Source organism: Nonomuraea sp. NPDC052116, from assembly GCF_040680035.1.
Classification (GTDB): Bacteria; Actinomycetota; Actinomycetes; order Streptosporangiales; family Streptosporangiaceae; genus Nonomuraea; species Nonomuraea angiospora_A.
Genome location: NZ_JBFAWA010000053.1, coordinates 44,417 through 59,526, shown reverse-complemented (window position 1 = coordinate 59,526; position 15,110 = coordinate 44,417). Strand labels below are relative to the sequence as shown.

The following is a 15,110-nucleotide window of genomic DNA, read 5'->3' as shown; positions in this document are numbered from 1 at the left end:
GCTTTGACCGGAAACGATCACCGGGTTGGCGCGTAAGACGGTCCTGCCGGTTGGATGGTGCTGATCACGTTCGATCGGTAGTCGGGAGGCCAGGTGACGCAACCGGTCAAGGTCCGCAGGCTCACGGACCCAGAAGGGCAGAAGCTCCAGCGGATCGTGCGGCGCGGCACGACGAGCACAGTGCGCTATCGGCGGGCGATGATCCTGCTGGCCTCGGCCGGCGGCAACACCGTCCCGGTCATCGCCCGGCTGGTGCAGGCCGATGAGGACACCGTGCGCGATGTGATCCATCGCTTCAACGAGATCGGGCTGGCATGCCTGGACCCTCAGTGGGCGGGAGGCCGTCCCCGCCTGCTGAGTCCTGACGACGAAGACTTCGTCGCCGCGACGGCCACCACCCGACCTGCCAAACTCGGCCAGCCCTTCACCCGCTGGTCCATCCGCAAACTGCTCGACTACCTGCGCCGCCTGCCCGGCCGCGCCTTCACCATCGGCCGCGAGGCGTTACGCACCCTGCTGACGCGCCGCGGGATCACCTTCCAGCGCACCAAGACCTGGAAGGACTCACCCGACCCCGACTTCGACGCCAAGCTGGACGACATCGAGTACGCCCTGACCCATCGGCCCGAACGCACCTTCGCCTTCGACGAGTTCGGACCCTTGGGCATCCGGCCCACCGCCGGATCCGGCTGGGCACCCGCGGGTAAGCCGGACCGGCTGCCGGCCACCTACCGCCGCACCCAGGGCGTCACCTACTTCCACGGCTGCTACTCCGTCGGCGACGACCTGCTGTGGGGCGTTAACCGGGCACGTAAGGGCATCGGCCCCACCTGGGCCGCGCTGAAATCCATCCGCGCCACGATCCACCCATCCACTAGCAGTGTTGCGACGACTACTTGAATCCAAGAACTACACCAGCGCCGGGTTCGGCCGCTTCCTGACCGGCCTGGACATCCGCCGCTCGGTCGGCCGCACCGGGGTCTGCTACGACAACGCGATGGCCGAGTCGTTCTTCGCCGCGCTCAAGAACGAATGGCTGCACCGCTTCGTCTTCACCACCCGAGCCAAGGCAAGACGGCAGGTCATCCGCTACATCGAAGGGTTGTCACCACCGGCGCCTGCACTCGGCGCTCGGCTACCGGCCACCCCTGGAGGTACTCAACGAGTCCCTTTCAACCCCAACAGCCGCATAGGCTACGCCCATAAGACGGCTGTCCGGGATCTTCGTGGCCCCTCAGGAACGGCGCCGGCTTCGTGCCGGTGCCGTTGGTCATCCTCGTTCTCTACTGCTTCCCGCGACCGCGCCGACTTCCCACAGCCGTGCGAAGTTGACGCCGTACGCCTCGACGATGCCGTGCTCGGAGAGTTCGACCATCGCCTCGTCGTTGCGTAGCAGCGAGGTGGCGTTGAAGTTGTGACTGCCGGTCATCACCCAGCCCTGCCCGGAACCGCGGCCGGTTGGGTCGGTGACCACGATGTACTTGGAGTGGATGCGGCCGGCCGGGGTCGAGCCGTCGAGCACCCGTCGCTGCACGCCGCCGGCGTCCAGCGCGGCGGTGACCGCGTTGTTAGCCAGACCGTGCACGACGCGTACCTGGCATCCCGCGGCCACCAGCGCCGCGAGCTCGTCGACGATCGCGAGGCGGGTGGCGTCCCACTCGGATTGGCCGATCTCGACCCGGGTGCGGCCCTCGGTCTTGCAGCCGACCTGGCTGAGTCGCCGAGCGATCGGGTCTCGGTCGGCGACCGGATAGAACTGGGCGGTGACCTGGCCACCCCGCATGCCGGTGGTGACGGTGGTGTCGTAGTCGGGGTTCTGCACCTCGGCGGCGAGGTCGTCGAAGTACTTTCCGTATCCCTCGAAGAGCTTACGGTTGCCGGGCAGCACGACCAGGTTGTTCCAGTAGCTGGTGGAGTTGACGTCGGTGATGTTGTTCGAGGCCTGTACGACGACGTCGTGCTGACCGCCGGTCTCCGAGTAGAGCGAGAACTTGTTGTGCATGCCCTTGGTGCCCTGGCAGGAGGTGGTGTTCCCTTCCGGGCTCATGTGGCTGCAAACGTGCACCCATGAGGGGGCCGACTTGTCGGTGCCGAGGGTGCGGATCAGCCCCTCGGCAGCTGGGTTGTCGATCTGATAGCCGTCCATGACCATGCGTATCCGGACGCCACGGTGGTACGCGTCGAGCAGCACCGCCGCGTAATCGGCGCCGGCATCGCCTGAGACGACGAACTCGGCGATCTCGATCGACGACCCGGCCGGGGCCTGCTTGATCAGCGAGCAGATCCGTTCCACGACCGTGGTCGGGGCGCCGGCGACAGGGTCGTTGAAGGTGGCGCCGGTCTCGACCGGCACCTTGGTGGCGTTACGGCAGGCGCTGCGGGCGGGCTCCGTGAGGGCGGCCTGAGCAGTGGGCGTCCCATACAAGGTGGCCAAGGCGGCAAGACCGACAAGTACGACAGGGCGGAGGGAACGGATTCGAGGCAATGGAGTGTCTCCTGCAAAAAAAAAGGGGGTTGGATGAACGGCTCCAGCAGCTATCCGACGGACACTTGCCAGAAGTCCGGCCGCCCGTTGACCGGCATCTCCAATCCCTTGACGTTGTCACGGACGGCGTAGTTGTTCTTCAGATCCACCGGGAAGATGCCGACCGCGTCATCCCAGATGATCTTGTCGGCCTGCGCGTACAGCGTCTTGCGCTCGTTCTGGTCCAGCGACCCGCGCGCCTTGGCCAGGATCGAGTCCAGATCCTTGTTGCAGTAGCCCATCCGCTTCGCTGCACAGGTGTAGAGCCGGTTCAGAGTGAAGTCGGCGTCGCCGGTGCCGGTGGTGTTGGTCTGCAGGTTCATGTCCCAGTTCAGCGCGCCGAAGTCCTTGAGCCAGGTCGCCCGCTCCTTCTCCTGCGGCGCCACCTTGATGCCGACCTTTTCCCAGGACGAGATGAACGCCTGCGCCATGGCCTTGATGTTCGGCCCACCTGCCAGCGGCCACTGGATCGTGGTGTCGATGCCGTTGGGATATCCGGCCTCGGTGAGCAGTTGCTTTGCCAGAGCCGGATCGTAGGAGTACGGCTCCAGCTGGGTCGACCCGAAGACCGCCTGGGTGACCGGCGACTGGGCCGCTGTACCGAGGTCTCCGAACAGGTCGCCGACGACGCTCTTGATGTCGATCGCATGCAACATGGCCTGGCGTACCTTGACATTGTCGAACGGCTTGTTGTTCTGGTTGAACCAGATGAAGTAGTAGTTGAAGCTCGGGCCGACCCCGTACTTGATTCCATCCACGCCGGACACCTCGGCCACCTGGTCCGGCGGGATCGACGCGAGCACGTCCACCTCGTCGTTGTTCAGCGCGGTGATCCGGGCGGAGATCTCCGGCATGTTGAGGACCTCGAGCTTCGCCACCTTGGCCTTGGTGCCCCAGTATTTGTCGTTGCGGCTGAGCACCACTCTGTCGTCGGGGCTGAACGAGTCGAACTTGAACGGTCCGGTGCCGATCGGCTTCTGCCAGTACGCATCGCTGGTGACCTTGTCGCCCTGGCCGATGAACACCAGGGACAGGGTGCTGGGCAGGGTGCCCAGCGGCGCCGAGGTGTGGAACGTCACCGTGTGGTCGTCGGTGGCGTCAATGCCGGTGACGGAGGCGAGCAACGGGTCCAGCGCCCCCTTGAGACTCTTCAGCCGCTCCACGGACCCCTTGACGTCCTTGGCGGTGAAAGCGCTCCCATCGCTGAAGGTCACCCCGTCGCGGAGGTGGAACACCCACGTCTTCTCGTCGGTGCTCTCCCATGACGTGGCCAGCTTCGGGGCCGCCTGGCCGTCCTTCATGACAGTGAGCGTCTCAAGCCCCTGCTGGACGGTGGTCTGGACGGCCTCTTCCGCAGGGAACTGCTGGACATCAAGCGATACGGGGAACAGCTGTGGCGCGTAGCGCAGCACCTGGCCCTCGGTATCGGAGCCGGCCGAGCCGCCGGAGCCGCCGCAGGCCGCGAGGCCCATCACAAGGGCGACTGCGGCGAGGCCGCCTATGGCCCGGGATCGTGCGATCATTGCCTCTCTCCTTGATTGGTTTTAGCTGATGCCGCGGCCGATGGCAGGGTGAAGGTCGCCGCGACGGGCTTGTGGTCCGACGGGGCGTTCCCTGCCGAGAAGAACTCGACGACCTCGCTGGCCCGGGTGGCGATCGGGCCTCGGGAGAAGATCCAGTCGATGGCCTTGGACGGGGACCCCAGCGGAGAGAGGCGCGTTCCGCGGTCGGCGACGAACGGCAGTGGCTCCACGGGGTGGGTGACCGGCGACGTGCGTCCCAACGCGGTGAACGAATCGAGAAAGCCGCCGTTGCCGAGCGCCCACAACGGCTGCCCGATGTCGTTGATGTCCACCGTGAACAGGCAGGCCGCGTCGCCGGCGATTTCATCCAGCGCCGTGACCACCCGCTCCGCCTGTCCGGTTCGCAGATTGCGGCCATCCTCCCGCTCCTGTGCGTGGCCGGGCCACGTCAGGTGTGCGGTGGAGAACACCAGCGGCCGTGCCTCGCCGGCCCTGGGCTGCAGCCGCACCCAGAACAACCTGGCGTTGGCATCGAGGATGCCGACGTCTCGTGTCCCGTACTCCACGAGATCGAACAGTTCCCGCCGCCACCACAGATTGCTCTGCGCTCCCCATCCGAGGAAGTCGTCGTGCACCCGTGCGTGTCCGGGCAGCGCCTCGTCCACCACCGCGCGCGAGCGGGGACGAAGTTCCTGGGTCGCCAGGAGATCGGGTGGCCGGGTGGAGAACAGGTCACGGATCGCCGGCTCTCGCTGCTCCAGATGCCAGTCACCCCACAGGTTGTAGGTCATCACCACGAAAGTGAACGATCCGGTCAGCATGCTGGTCCTCTCGATTCAGTCGGTGCGCGCGGCGTCCGCGGCCCGTGCGGTCGGCGAGTTGTACTCGACCACCGAGTTGTTCTGCTGTCCGCCCGCGTAGCCGATGACCGTCAACGAGGCGTTCACCGGCGGGGCGAAGCTGAGGTGACCGGGCGACGGCAGGCGCAGCGCGGCGGCGGCGGCCACCCGGATCGGGCCACCGTGGGTGAACACGACGACGGTCGCGCCGCCGGCCGCCATGTTCCCGGCATCGACGAGCGCCGCCCATACCCGCCGGCGCATCTCGGCGAACGTCTCGCCCCCGCCGCGCCGCACATCGACCCCGCGACCGACCGCCGCGAGATCATCCGGGTGCTCCTCGGCGATCTCGGTGAAGGTCCGGCCGACCCAGGTGCCGATGTCGGCCTCGCGTAACCGGGCATCCAGCCTGGCATCGAGGTCAAGGTGGCGCAGGTACGCGTTCGCCGTATCCCTGGCCCGCGGCAGATCGCTCGAGACGACCAGATCGGGCGTTCCGAAGCGGGCCAGGAGCTCGGCCGCGGCCACCTCGGCCTGCTCGAGACCGGCGGCGGTGAGCCCTGAGTCGGCCTGTCCCTGGTAGCGCTCCTCGACGTTCCACACCGATTCGCCGTGGCGGACGAGGACCAGGCGGGTCCGGCCGCTCATTTCGAACCTGCCGGAGTGGCCGGCAACTCGGGGAAGTGACATGCGGAAGAGTGATCGCCCAGCCGATCGGCGAGCGCAGGCTCCTCCGTGGCGCACCGATCCTGTGCCTTCCAGCACCGGGTACGGAACCGGCAGCCGGACGGCGGCGACATGGGCGACGGAATGTCGCCGGCGAGGATGATCTGCCGCCGTTGTGGCGAGGCCCAGGGGCGGGGCACCGGCACCGCGGACAACAACGCCTGCGTGTACGGGTGCACCGGCGCGGTGAATATCTGCTCCGTCGTCCCCATCTCCACGACCTTCCCGAGGTACATCACCGCCACCTCGTCACTGATGTGCCGCACCACGGACAGGTCGTGGGCGATGAACAGGAAGCTGAGGCCCAGTTCCACCTGCAGGTCGGCGAGCAGGTTCAGGACCTGAGCCTGCACCGAGACGTCCAGTGCCGACACCGCCTCGTCGCAGATCACCAGCCGCGGCCGGAGCGCCAGGGCCCGGGCGATGCCGACGCGCTGGCGCTGTCCGCCGGAGAACTGGTGCGGGTACCGGTCGGCATGATCCGGGTTCAGCCCGACCCTGGCCAGCAGGTCCCTCACCTCGGTGGCCCACCGGTCGCGGGGCACCACACCGGGGTTGATGAGCCAGGCCTCGCTGATGATCTGTTCGACGGTGAGCCGGGGATTCAGCGACGCGTACGGATCCTGGAAGACCATCTGGATCTGCCGGCGCGCCTGCCGCAGGTCGGCGCCCGGCAGGGTCAGCAGGTCCTGGCCGTCGAAGAGCACTTGGCCGGACTCCGGCGGTGCCAGGCCGATGACGGTTCGCGCCAGCGTCGTCTTGCCCGAGCCCGACTCGCCGACCAGGCCCAGCGTCCGGCCCGCGGGCAGGTCGAACGAGACGCCCGAGACGGCCTGGACGGCGCCCGCCTTGCGCCGCAGCAGGGTGGAGCGGATCGGGAAGCTGGTGTGCAGGTCTCTTACCGACAGCAGCGGGTCAGCCGGGGACGACATCGGTGGCGACCTCCTTCGCGTGGTGGCAGGCGGCGCGATGCGACTCGGGCCGGGCGGGTACCGGCATGAGCTCCGGCCGCTCGGTGCCGCAGATGTCGGTGGCGAACTCGCACCGGGGCTGGAACGGGCAACTCGCGAGCAGCCGCATGAGGTCCGGCGGCGAACCCTTGATGGGCACCAGCCGTTCGCGCGGGCCGTCCAGCGCCGGGATCGAGGCCATCAGGCCGCGGGTGTACGGATGCCCGGTCGTTTCGTAGACCTCGCGCAGCCCGCCGGTCTCCACCACCCGGCCGGCATACATGAGCATGACCCGGTCGGCGACGCCGGCCACCACACCGAGGTCGTGGCTGATGAGGATCATCGCCATGCGGTGTTCCGCCTTGAGTTCGGCGAGCAACGCCATGACCTGTGCCTGGACCGTGACGTCCAGGGCGGTGGTGGGTTCGTCGGCGATGAGCACACGGGGCTGAAGGGCGATCGCCATCGCGATCATCACCCGCTGCCGCATGCCGCCGGAGAACTGGTGGGGATAGTCGTCGACCCTGCGCGCGGCCGCCGGGATACCCACCCGGTCCATCAGCTCGATCGCCTTACGTCGCGCCTCGGAGCGGGAGGCGCCACGACGGCGCCGGAACAATTCGCCGATTTGCGCGCCGACCCGGAACACTGGGTTGAGGGAGCTGAGCGGGTCCTGGAACACCATGGCCAGGTCGGTCCCGTTGAGCCGGCGGGTGTCGGACCGCGGGCGGGCCAGCAGATCCGTGCCGTCATAGACGATCCGGCCGCCGGCCACCTGTCCCGCCGGTCGCGGAAGCAGCCCCATCAGGGCCTGGGCGGTGACGCTCTTGCCACTGCCGGTCTCGCCCAATATGGCCAGGGTCTCCCCTTCGGCCAGGTCGAAGCTCACCCGGTCGACGGCGGTGACGGTCCCCGCCCGGGTGCGGAACCGTACCGTCAGGTCCTGCACCGACAACAGTGGGTCGGCCATCACATGCTCCTCAGCCGCGGATCGAACCGGTCGCGCAGCGCGTCACCCAGCACGCCGAAGCCGATCACCAGGATGGCCAGGCCGATGCCGGGGATCGTGGAGATCCACCACGCGTTGGACAGGTAGTCCCGGCCGTTGGCGATGGTCATGCCCCAGCTCGGCGTGCTGGCCGGGGTGCCGAGGCCGAGGAAGCTCAAGGACGCCTCGGCCAGGATCACGTGCCCCAGCTCCACGGTCGCGACCACCAGGATCGGCGCGATCACGGATGGCAGGATGCTGCGGGTCACCAGGTGCCAGGTCCGCGCGCCGAGGGTACGGGTGGCGTCGACGAAGTCCCGGTTCTTGAGCCCGAGCACCTGGCTGCGGGTGACCCGGGCGAACGTCACCCAGTTGGAGATGGAAAGGACGATGACGACGTTCACCACGCTGGGCCCGAGGATCGACGCGATGAAGATGGCCAGCAGGATCGATGGGAAGGTGAGCTGGACGTCCGCCAGCCGCATGAGCACCGTGTCCAGCCAGCCGCCGAAGTACCCGGCGGCGATGCCGGCGGCGACGCCGATGACACCGGCCAGCACCAGGGTCGCCAAACCGACCGTTATCGACACCCGCGCGCCCTGCAGCATCTGGGCGAGCACGTCCTGACCGACCTGGTCGGTACCGAAGATGGCGGTGTGCCCGCTCGGCAACAAGGTGCCGGGCGGCTTCAGCCGGGAGCCGAGGTCGGTGGCGACCGGGTCGTACTTCAGCAGGATCGGCCCGATCACCGCGGCGACCACGTAAAGGGCGATCACCGACAACGAGGCGATGATGCGCAGCCGCCCGATCTTGACCCGTGTCCTGGCTGCCACTGGGGGGTCGCTGGGCGTCGGGTTGTCGGCCGCTTTGCTGTCGTTCCGTGGCAGCACTTGCTCAGTTGGCCTGTCCATGGTCACCGTCCCAGCCGAATGCGCGGGTCGAGGTAGCCGTACAGGACGTCCACGACCAGGTTGATCAGGACGAAACCGCAGGCGATCAGCAGGATCGCGGCCTGCACCACGTTGTAGTCACGGGCCGAGATGGAGTCGATGAGCAGCCGCCCGACGCCGGGCCAGGAGAAGACCGTCTCGACGATGACCGCGCCGCCGAGCAGCTTGCCGAACTCGAGACCGGCCACCGTCACGATCGGGATGAGCGCGTTGCGGATGGCGTGCAGGAAGATGACCAACCGCTCGGACAGGCCCTTGGCCCGCGCAGTCTGGATGTAGTTCTCATGCACGACGTCGAGCAGGCCGCTACGGGTCAGCCGGATCAGGATCGCGATCAGCGGCAGGGCGAGGGTGATCCCCGGCAGGACCAGCCGGTCGAATCCACCATGGCCTCCACTGGCCAGCCAGTGCAGTTGCCTGGCGAACACCAGGATGAACATGATCCCGATCCAGAACGACGGCATGGACTGCGAGAGCAGCGCGAACACCGAGACCACGCGGTCGGCCAGGCGGTTCACCCGCAGCGCGCCGACCACGCCGAGTGAGATCCCGAGCACCAGGCCGATGACCATCGCCACGACGGCGAGCTGAAGGGTGAGCGGGAACCTGCCCATCACCAGGCCCATGGCGTCACTGTGGTAGCGGTAGGAATCGCCGAAATCAAACCGGACCACATCGCCGAGATAGATCCCGTACTGCACCACCAGCGGGCGGTTCAGGCCCATCTGCTCGCGCAGCCGCGCGATCTCATCCTGGGTGGCATCGGAGCCGAGAATGAGCTGGGCCGGATCGCCGGGAACCAATCGGAGCACCAGGAACACAACGGTTACGGCGCCCCACAACACGAAGACGGCGAACAGCGTGCGGCGGAAGAGATACGCGGTCATGGCCGGTCCGATCGCTGTCGGTCGGCAGCCCGTTTCAGCATCGACAGGCAACTCCAGGTTGAGCCATGACGCCGTAAGCGTCTGGCGGTGACGGCTTGGTTCTGGGGGATTGGGGTTGAGACGGGCCGGCATCCGAGCCGGCCGGTCTTGGAGGTGATCCGCAGGCGAAGGCGAGCCGTCGGCCGTTGACGGAGCGACGTGTTAACTGCCTGGAACATTAACGTTAATTCGATTGCCCGGCTGATGCTAGGTCGGCGGGCCCTGATCGTCAAGGGTCTGGCCGACATCTCCTGCCGGGCCGATGTGACTTCAGTGCGCCTGACCAGTGAAAACAGCATGCCGGAACGGTACGCCTCGACGCCCGGGCCCGACGGTGGCAGCTACCCGAGGGTTGACAGTCGCTGAACATTAACGTTAATGTTCGGTCGCGATCGTATGACATACTCCGGCCAATCAGCCCGGCGTAGACATTCGCCAATCGGCATTGCCTAAACCCTTTTCAGGAGCATTCGGCATGACCACGATGGAGCGGCCCGACCTGGCCGCCGAAATTCGCTCTGCCATTTTGTCGGCAGACCCGAGGTTGTCGAAATTTTCGCCGCTTCGGCGTATTCTGACCTACGACGACTTCAACTCCGGCACCCACGGCTGGACCGAGCTGCTGGGCAATTACAACGGCAATGGCGATCTCTCCACGGTTGATGATCACATGCGTGACTTCCGCCCGCCGCAGCTCTCGAACTGCTCGTTCTTCGATATCGGTTCCCATGGCGCCATGACCGGGTCGTATGCGCTCAAGCTGGCCACCCGGGCCTACCAGGGGCACACCGCCACCGCCATCCGGCGGCTCACCATGAGCGGGCGCGGCCTGCTGCAGATCGAGGCCTACTTCACCTTCAAGGCCGAGGCGACCATCGACGGCAGCGCGGGTGACCAGTTCGGAGACGTCACCTGGGACGGCAACCTGCACCCGTCAGAGGCGCAGTTCGGCTGCTTCACCGTGGCGACCGACCTCTGCGGCGACGGCGGTCTGCGTTACCACACGGTGGCCCGCTACCTGAACACCACGCTGGACAACAAGCTGTCCCGGCAGTGGGTGTACCCGATCGTGCCGGAACCGACGCCGCGTGAGCACCTCGAGGGCAAGGTCAAGCTGGCCTACGGGGCCGACTTCACCGCACCCGACCCGAAGGACTGGCATCCGTTCGGCGAGCCCCAGGAACTCTGCTACAACGAGGTGCCCACGAAGGTCAACTGGCACTACCTGCGCTGGGTCATCGACACGGGCGCCAGGCGTAACGTCGAGCTACAGGTCAACGATCGGATCATGGACATGTCCGCGGTACCGGTCCCGCCGTACAAGGAGCGCTACGACTCGCTGGAGAATCTGCTGAACTTCTACTTCTCGGTGCGGACCCACTCGACGGTCCGTAACTTCCTGTTCCTCGATTCGGTTCTCATTTCCACGGAGTGGTGACGTTATGCGACAGGTGCAGACGGCGGTCCTCGAACGGGACACGACGTTCGTTTCCGACTTCGCTACGGAACCGTACGAGGTGGCGTGGGCCGGCGAGGCGCGCTTCTTCGTGCACACCCTTGCGGCGTCCGGCGACGACCTCGCGGTACGGCTGGTCACGCAGATCTCGCCGGACGGCCTGACCTGGTGCGATCTCGACGGCCACGAGCATGTCGTCACAGGCCCCGGTCTGGTGACCTGGCCGGTCGGCCAGTTCGGCCAATGGCTGCGGTTGCGTGGCACAGTGGCGGGCAATAGTCCGTCAGCGAAACTGCGTATCTATCTCACTGTCAAGAGCTGAGGAGCGGCCACAAGGTGTTACCGGGAGCGAGCGAGAGAGGAGCACTCGGATGGCTGGGCCTCGGCGCCATACCTTGCGGGACATCGCCGCGACGTTGAACCTGTCGGTCAACACTGTCTCGCGTGCCCTCTCTGGAAAGGACGGCATCGGCGAGAGGACCAGGGCGCTGGTCCGCGCCGAGGCGGAGCGGGTCGGCTACGTGCCGAATTCGGTGGCCAGGTCGCTTGTCCTGGGCTCCGCGATGACCTTCGGCTTGGTCATCACCAACCCGTCCAACCCGTTCTACGCGCAGCTGATCTCCAGCATTGAGTTGCGCGCCCGGAACCATGGTTATTCACTGTTGCTGACGGTGACCGGCGAATCGGAGGAGTACGAGACGCGCGCCGTGGAGTCGCTGCTGCGATCCTCGGTGAGCGGATCGATAGTCGTCCCGGTTCAGGCGAGTTCCGATCCGTGGCGGCGGCTCGGCACGGTCGGTGTGCCCACCGTGCTGCTCAACCGGGACCTGCCTGATCTGGGTTACCGCTCCGTCGGCACCGACAACGAGCTCGGCGGCTACCGCGCCACCGCGCACGCGATCTCCCGTGGCGCCCGCTCGATCGTGGTGCTGGAGGAGGACCTGCCGATCACCACCATCGCCGACCGGATCGCCGGCTTCCGCCGGGCCATGGCCGAGGCAGGCCTGTCCGTGCCGCGCGGCAGCATCATGCGGGTGCCCACCCGCCGACACGAGCAGGCCGCCCTGCCCTGGCAGCCACAGCAGGCCTACCAGGTGGCGCACCGGCTGTTGCGCCGCACCAGGCTGCCGGACGCGGTCGTGGTCGGCAACGACTACTTCGCGCTCGGCCTGTACCGCGCCCTGGAGGAGCACGGGCTCAAGGTGCCGGACGACATGATGGTGATCGGTTTCGGCGATTACCCCTTCTCCGCGTTCCTGTCACCACCGCTGACCACTGTCCGGCTGCCCGCAGAGGAAGTCGGCGACATCGCGGTCGACCTGCTGCTCGAGGAGATATCCGGAGGCCGGAGCGACCGCCCGCTGAAGCAGTTGATCGCACCCACGCTGGTGGAGCGGGAGTCGACCAATCGCACCACCTTCGCCAGGACCCTGGTCTGAACCAAGCCTGCCCGGTCGCTGGAAACGCTTCACCACATCCAGGTGCCGCGTAGCCGGGCGTGGGAGCGGTTGGCCGCCTTCTGAGAGAGGGGCTTGTTACGGCCCGTGACCCTGCTGGCTAACTCGGAATCAGGCGGTGAGAGCGTGGTCGAGGCGGGCGAGGTGGCTGATTCGAGTGCGATCGAGAGGGTGGCCGTTCCACCAGGCGTCGAGTCGGGTGAGGTTGAGCGCGGTGGCTGCGATGACGTGTTCGAGATGGACTTTGCGGAGTCCGCGGTAACGGGCTCGGCGGATGCCGGTGATGGCGATGGCTTGCCGGATGGTGCCTTCGACTCCGGCGCGGATCTTGTACTTGCGCTGCCAGTCTTGGCTGGTCTGCTGGGTGCGGGCGGCGTCGAGAGCTTGTTGCTGGGCTTGGGTGCGGCGCAGGGTGATCTGGCGTCGGCCGCTGCTACTGCGGGTGCATGCGGTCCTGGCAGGGCAGGGCAGGGCACGCAGGTCTTCGCGGAGAATCTGACCACGATGGTGTCCAGGCCGCGTTGAATGGTGGGGGTCCAGGAACTGCTGGTCTGTCCTTGGGGGCAGGTGGCCTGCTTGGCGTTCCAGTCGATGGCGAACGCGGCCCGGTCGTATCCGGTAGCGGCGCGAACTCCAGCCATCCAGGAGACGAACCAAGTGCGGCGCGATAATCGGCCGTGCTCCTTCGCCTGGCCTACCTCACCGTCACGAACACCTTCGCCGCACTGCGGTTACTGCCCATGGGTGATCGGGACAAGGACGTCGAGATACTTGCTCTGCGTCACCAGATCACCGTCCTTGAACGCCTACTCGGCGCTGACAACACCAGAGTGAGATTCGCACCCGAGGACCGAGCCTTTCTTGCCGCGCTCCTGACCTCGCTGCCCCGCGAGGTCCTACGTCGGCTACGGCTTCTCGTCCAACCGGACACCGTCCTGCGCCGGCACCGCAATCTGATGAGACGTCGTCATGCCCCTACCTGCCGGCCGAAGCGACGTAGGCGCCCGCCCACGGTCCGCTCCATCCGCACTCTCGTCCTGCGCCTGGTTCGGGAGAACCCGACCTGGGGCTACCGGCGGGTCCACGGAGAGCTCACCACGCTGGGCATCAAGGTGGCACCCTCCATGGTGTGGGAGATCCTCAAGCAGACAGGTCTTGATCCGGCGCCCGACCGGGCGTCCACCAGCTGGGCCGACTTCCTGCGCTCGCAAGCCGACGCCCTGCTGGCCTGTGATTTCATCGAGACCATCACCTTGAACGGGCAGCGCCAGTACGTCCTGGCCGTCATCGAACACGCCACCAGGCGCGTCCGTGTGCTCGGCACCACCGCGCACCCGAGCGCGACCTGGGTCGCCCAGGCGATCAGGAATCTGCTGATGGATCTGAACGATGCGGGCTGCCGGGCGCGCTTTCTGCTCCGAGACAGGGACGGGAAGTTCCCGGCCCTCATGGACGAGGTCCTTACCGAGGCCGGCATCAAGACGGTGCTCACCGGTGTCCGGATGCCGCGGATGAACTCGGTCATGGAGCGGTGGGTGCAATCGTGCCGCCGCGAACTCCTCGACCGCTGCCTGGTATGGAACGAACGTCACCTGCGGCACGCTCTGCGCGAGTACGAACGGTTCTACAACCAGCACCGAGCCCATCAAGCCCTGGGTTAAGCGGCTCCGCTGCGCACCGTCCCCGATCCGATCACGGATCCAGAGCGAATCACCGGCCTGAACATACGCCGACGAGACCGGCTCGCCGACATCCTCCATGAGTACTCACACGCCGCTTGACCTGCATGGATGGAATTTTCGGCAGGCGCAGCGTCGCAGTGTCGATCCCGATCGGCGTCGTGATCAACTTGCTCGTGCCCTGATCACGAGACCTGATGCGGCAAGCCGACGTTCCGGATTTTGGGGGTGTACCTCCCTCGGCGCCTGCGCGTGGTCTGGCGTCGGCCCCCGCAGATCGCGCCATCGAGCCGCGGCCCCTACGATCGCGGGGGCCGCACGAGGGATGGCGCGGCGGAGATCTACCCCGGCCCCGAGTGCGATGAAACAATCTTCGCATGAGCACTCTCGCTGAGCGCCTCCGCGCCGGAGCAGCCCAACGGTACCCACACGAGCAAGCCGCCGTCGAACTCCTCCTCGACTTCCACGAGCCTGGCGGCAGTTGGACTTGGGTCTCCGACGAGGATTTCACCAACTCTTGTGTCGTGGACGACGGCACCAGCGCTACGATCGACTGGGACCGCGCACGAGAGTGGTACAACTCCCAAGATTTCTCAGTCACCGTCAAGAATCTCCGTGCTGCCCTCGACTTCGCTATCAGCCTTGGCGAGGAACGGTTCAACTTCCGGTGGATGGAAAAGCCGGAAAGTGACGTGCTCGCCACCGCCGCGGCCCGCGCCATCAACTGGAGATCCAGGTAGTAATGGGTCTGTCAGGGCCCGGCTGCCGGATCGCTGGCCGGGCCCTGAGCTGCGAAGCGCGCCGTTACGCCGTCAGATTCAAACACCCTCTGAAGCGTGGACGCCTCGCCCCCATGGTTGGACACGGCGTATTCGCTGACGGTCACGTTGAGCGGGTCCAGGTAGGGATCGGGCCCGAACTGCCCGACCACCACGGCGACCACCGAGAACAGGATGGAGGCGCAGGCGATCAGGGGTAGAGCCTCTTCACTGCGGACATGAGCCCACTTTCCCGCCCGGAAGCCCCCGCTCACATCCGGCTCCATCCCCGACCCGCCCCTGACCCGACCCTGAGTTCCCGCCTGCCGTACCG

At 66.8% G+C, this 15,110-nt stretch carries 15 protein-coding genes and 2 pseudogenes; 7 read left to right on the top strand and 10 right to left on the bottom strand.

The window, feature by feature from the left end:
- Positions 1 to 93: 93 nt before the first annotated feature.
- Positions 94 to 858: pseudogene (locus tag AB0L65_RS57340) on the top strand (helix-turn-helix domain-containing protein); the annotation flags it as partial.
- A 94-nt stretch (positions 859 to 952) separates the two neighbouring features.
- Positions 953 to 1,193, top strand: a pseudogene (locus AB0L65_RS57335) (integrase core domain-containing protein); the annotation flags it as partial.
- A gap of 77 nt (positions 1,194 to 1,270) precedes the next feature.
- Here AB0L65_RS57335 and AB0L65_RS57330 read toward each other — a convergent pair.
- From AB0L65_RS57330 to nikB, 8 genes are all read right to left on the bottom strand, one after another.
- Positions 1,271 to 2,434, bottom strand: coding sequence for a phospholipase D-like domain-containing protein (locus tag AB0L65_RS57330; RefSeq protein ID WP_364265178.1), 1,164 nt, complete (start codon positions 2,432 to 2,434; stop codon positions 1,271 to 1,273).
- Between the two features lie 101 nt (positions 2,435 to 2,535).
- The gene (locus tag AB0L65_RS57325; protein WP_364265176.1) at positions 2,536 to 4,047 is read right to left on the bottom strand and encodes an ABC transporter substrate-binding protein; all 1,512 of its coding nucleotides are present in this window, start codon (positions 4,045 to 4,047) and stop codon (positions 2,536 to 2,538) included.
- Positions 4,044 to 4,868 (bottom strand): hypothetical protein, encoded by an 825-nt coding sequence (locus tag AB0L65_RS57320; protein ID WP_364265174.1) that lies wholly within the window; start codon positions 4,866 to 4,868, stop codon positions 4,044 to 4,046. The genes AB0L65_RS57325 and AB0L65_RS57320 overlap by 4 nt, the downstream gene beginning before the upstream one ends.
- 15 nt (positions 4,869 to 4,883) lie before the next feature.
- Positions 4,884 to 5,534 (bottom strand): histidine phosphatase family protein, encoded by a 651-nt coding sequence (locus AB0L65_RS57315; protein WP_364265172.1) that lies wholly within the window; start codon positions 5,532 to 5,534, stop codon positions 4,884 to 4,886.
- Positions 5,531 to 6,544, bottom strand: coding sequence for a dipeptide ABC transporter ATP-binding protein (locus tag AB0L65_RS57310; RefSeq protein WP_364265170.1), 1,014 nt, complete (start codon positions 6,542 to 6,544; stop codon positions 5,531 to 5,533). The genes AB0L65_RS57315 and AB0L65_RS57310 overlap by 4 nt, the downstream gene beginning before the upstream one ends.
- The gene (locus AB0L65_RS57305; RefSeq protein ID WP_364265168.1) at positions 6,528 to 7,532 is read right to left on the bottom strand and encodes an ABC transporter ATP-binding protein; all 1,005 of its coding nucleotides are present in this window, start codon (positions 7,530 to 7,532) and stop codon (positions 6,528 to 6,530) included. The genes AB0L65_RS57310 and AB0L65_RS57305 overlap by 17 nt, the downstream gene beginning before the upstream one ends.
- Complete coding sequence (locus AB0L65_RS57300; protein WP_364265166.1) at positions 7,532 to 8,383, bottom strand: ABC transporter permease; 852 nt, start codon at positions 8,381 to 8,383, stop codon at positions 7,532 to 7,534. The genes AB0L65_RS57305 and AB0L65_RS57300 overlap by 1 nt, the downstream gene beginning before the upstream one ends.
- Positions 8,384 to 8,463: 80 nt before the next feature.
- Positions 8,464 to 9,387, bottom strand: coding sequence for a nickel ABC transporter permease (gene nikB, locus AB0L65_RS57295; protein ID WP_364265164.1), 924 nt, complete (start codon positions 9,385 to 9,387; stop codon positions 8,464 to 8,466).
- 514 nt (positions 9,388 to 9,901) lie between these two features.
- Here nikB and AB0L65_RS57290 point away from each other — a divergent pair.
- The 3 genes from AB0L65_RS57290 to AB0L65_RS57280 are packed head-to-tail and all read left to right on the top strand — an operon-like array spanning position 9,902 to position 12,321.
- Positions 9,902 to 10,864: a DUF6772 family protein gene (locus AB0L65_RS57290; protein WP_364265162.1), complete on the top strand. Its 963-nt coding sequence runs from the start codon at positions 9,902 to 9,904 to the stop codon at positions 10,862 to 10,864.
- Positions 10,865 to 10,868: 4 nt separating this feature from the next.
- Entirely contained in the window at positions 10,869 to 11,204 is a 336-nt protein-coding gene (locus AB0L65_RS57285) for a hypothetical protein (RefSeq protein ID WP_357753017.1), read from the top strand.
- 49 nt (positions 11,205 to 11,253) lie between these two features.
- Entirely contained in the window at positions 11,254 to 12,321 is a 1,068-nt protein-coding gene (locus tag AB0L65_RS57280) for a LacI family DNA-binding transcriptional regulator (protein WP_364265160.1), read from the top strand.
- A gap of 129 nt (positions 12,322 to 12,450) precedes the next feature.
- Here AB0L65_RS57280 and AB0L65_RS57275 read toward each other — a convergent pair whose 3' ends face one another.
- Complete coding sequence (locus AB0L65_RS57275; protein WP_364265158.1) at positions 12,451 to 12,996, bottom strand: transposase; 546 nt, start codon at positions 12,994 to 12,996, stop codon at positions 12,451 to 12,453.
- Between the two features lie 299 nt (positions 12,997 to 13,295).
- Between AB0L65_RS57275 and AB0L65_RS57270 the strand changes: the two genes are divergently transcribed.
- Together AB0L65_RS57270 and AB0L65_RS57265 are read left to right on the top strand one after the other, a co-directional pair.
- Entirely contained in the window at positions 13,296 to 14,000 is a 705-nt protein-coding gene (locus AB0L65_RS57270; RefSeq protein ID WP_364265156.1) for an integrase core domain-containing protein, read from the top strand.
- Positions 14,001 to 14,395: 395 nt separating this feature from the next.
- On the top strand, positions 14,396 to 14,758 hold the full coding sequence (locus AB0L65_RS57265) for a hypothetical protein (RefSeq protein ID WP_364265154.1): 363 nt from the start codon (positions 14,396 to 14,398) through the stop codon (positions 14,756 to 14,758).
- Positions 14,759 to 14,769: 11 nt separating this feature from the next.
- Here AB0L65_RS57265 and AB0L65_RS57260 read toward each other — a convergent pair whose 3' ends face one another.
- Positions 14,770 to 15,051 (bottom strand): hypothetical protein, encoded by a 282-nt coding sequence (locus tag AB0L65_RS57260; RefSeq protein ID WP_364265152.1) that lies wholly within the window; start codon positions 15,049 to 15,051, stop codon positions 14,770 to 14,772.
- Positions 15,052 to 15,110 lie beyond the last annotated feature (59 nt).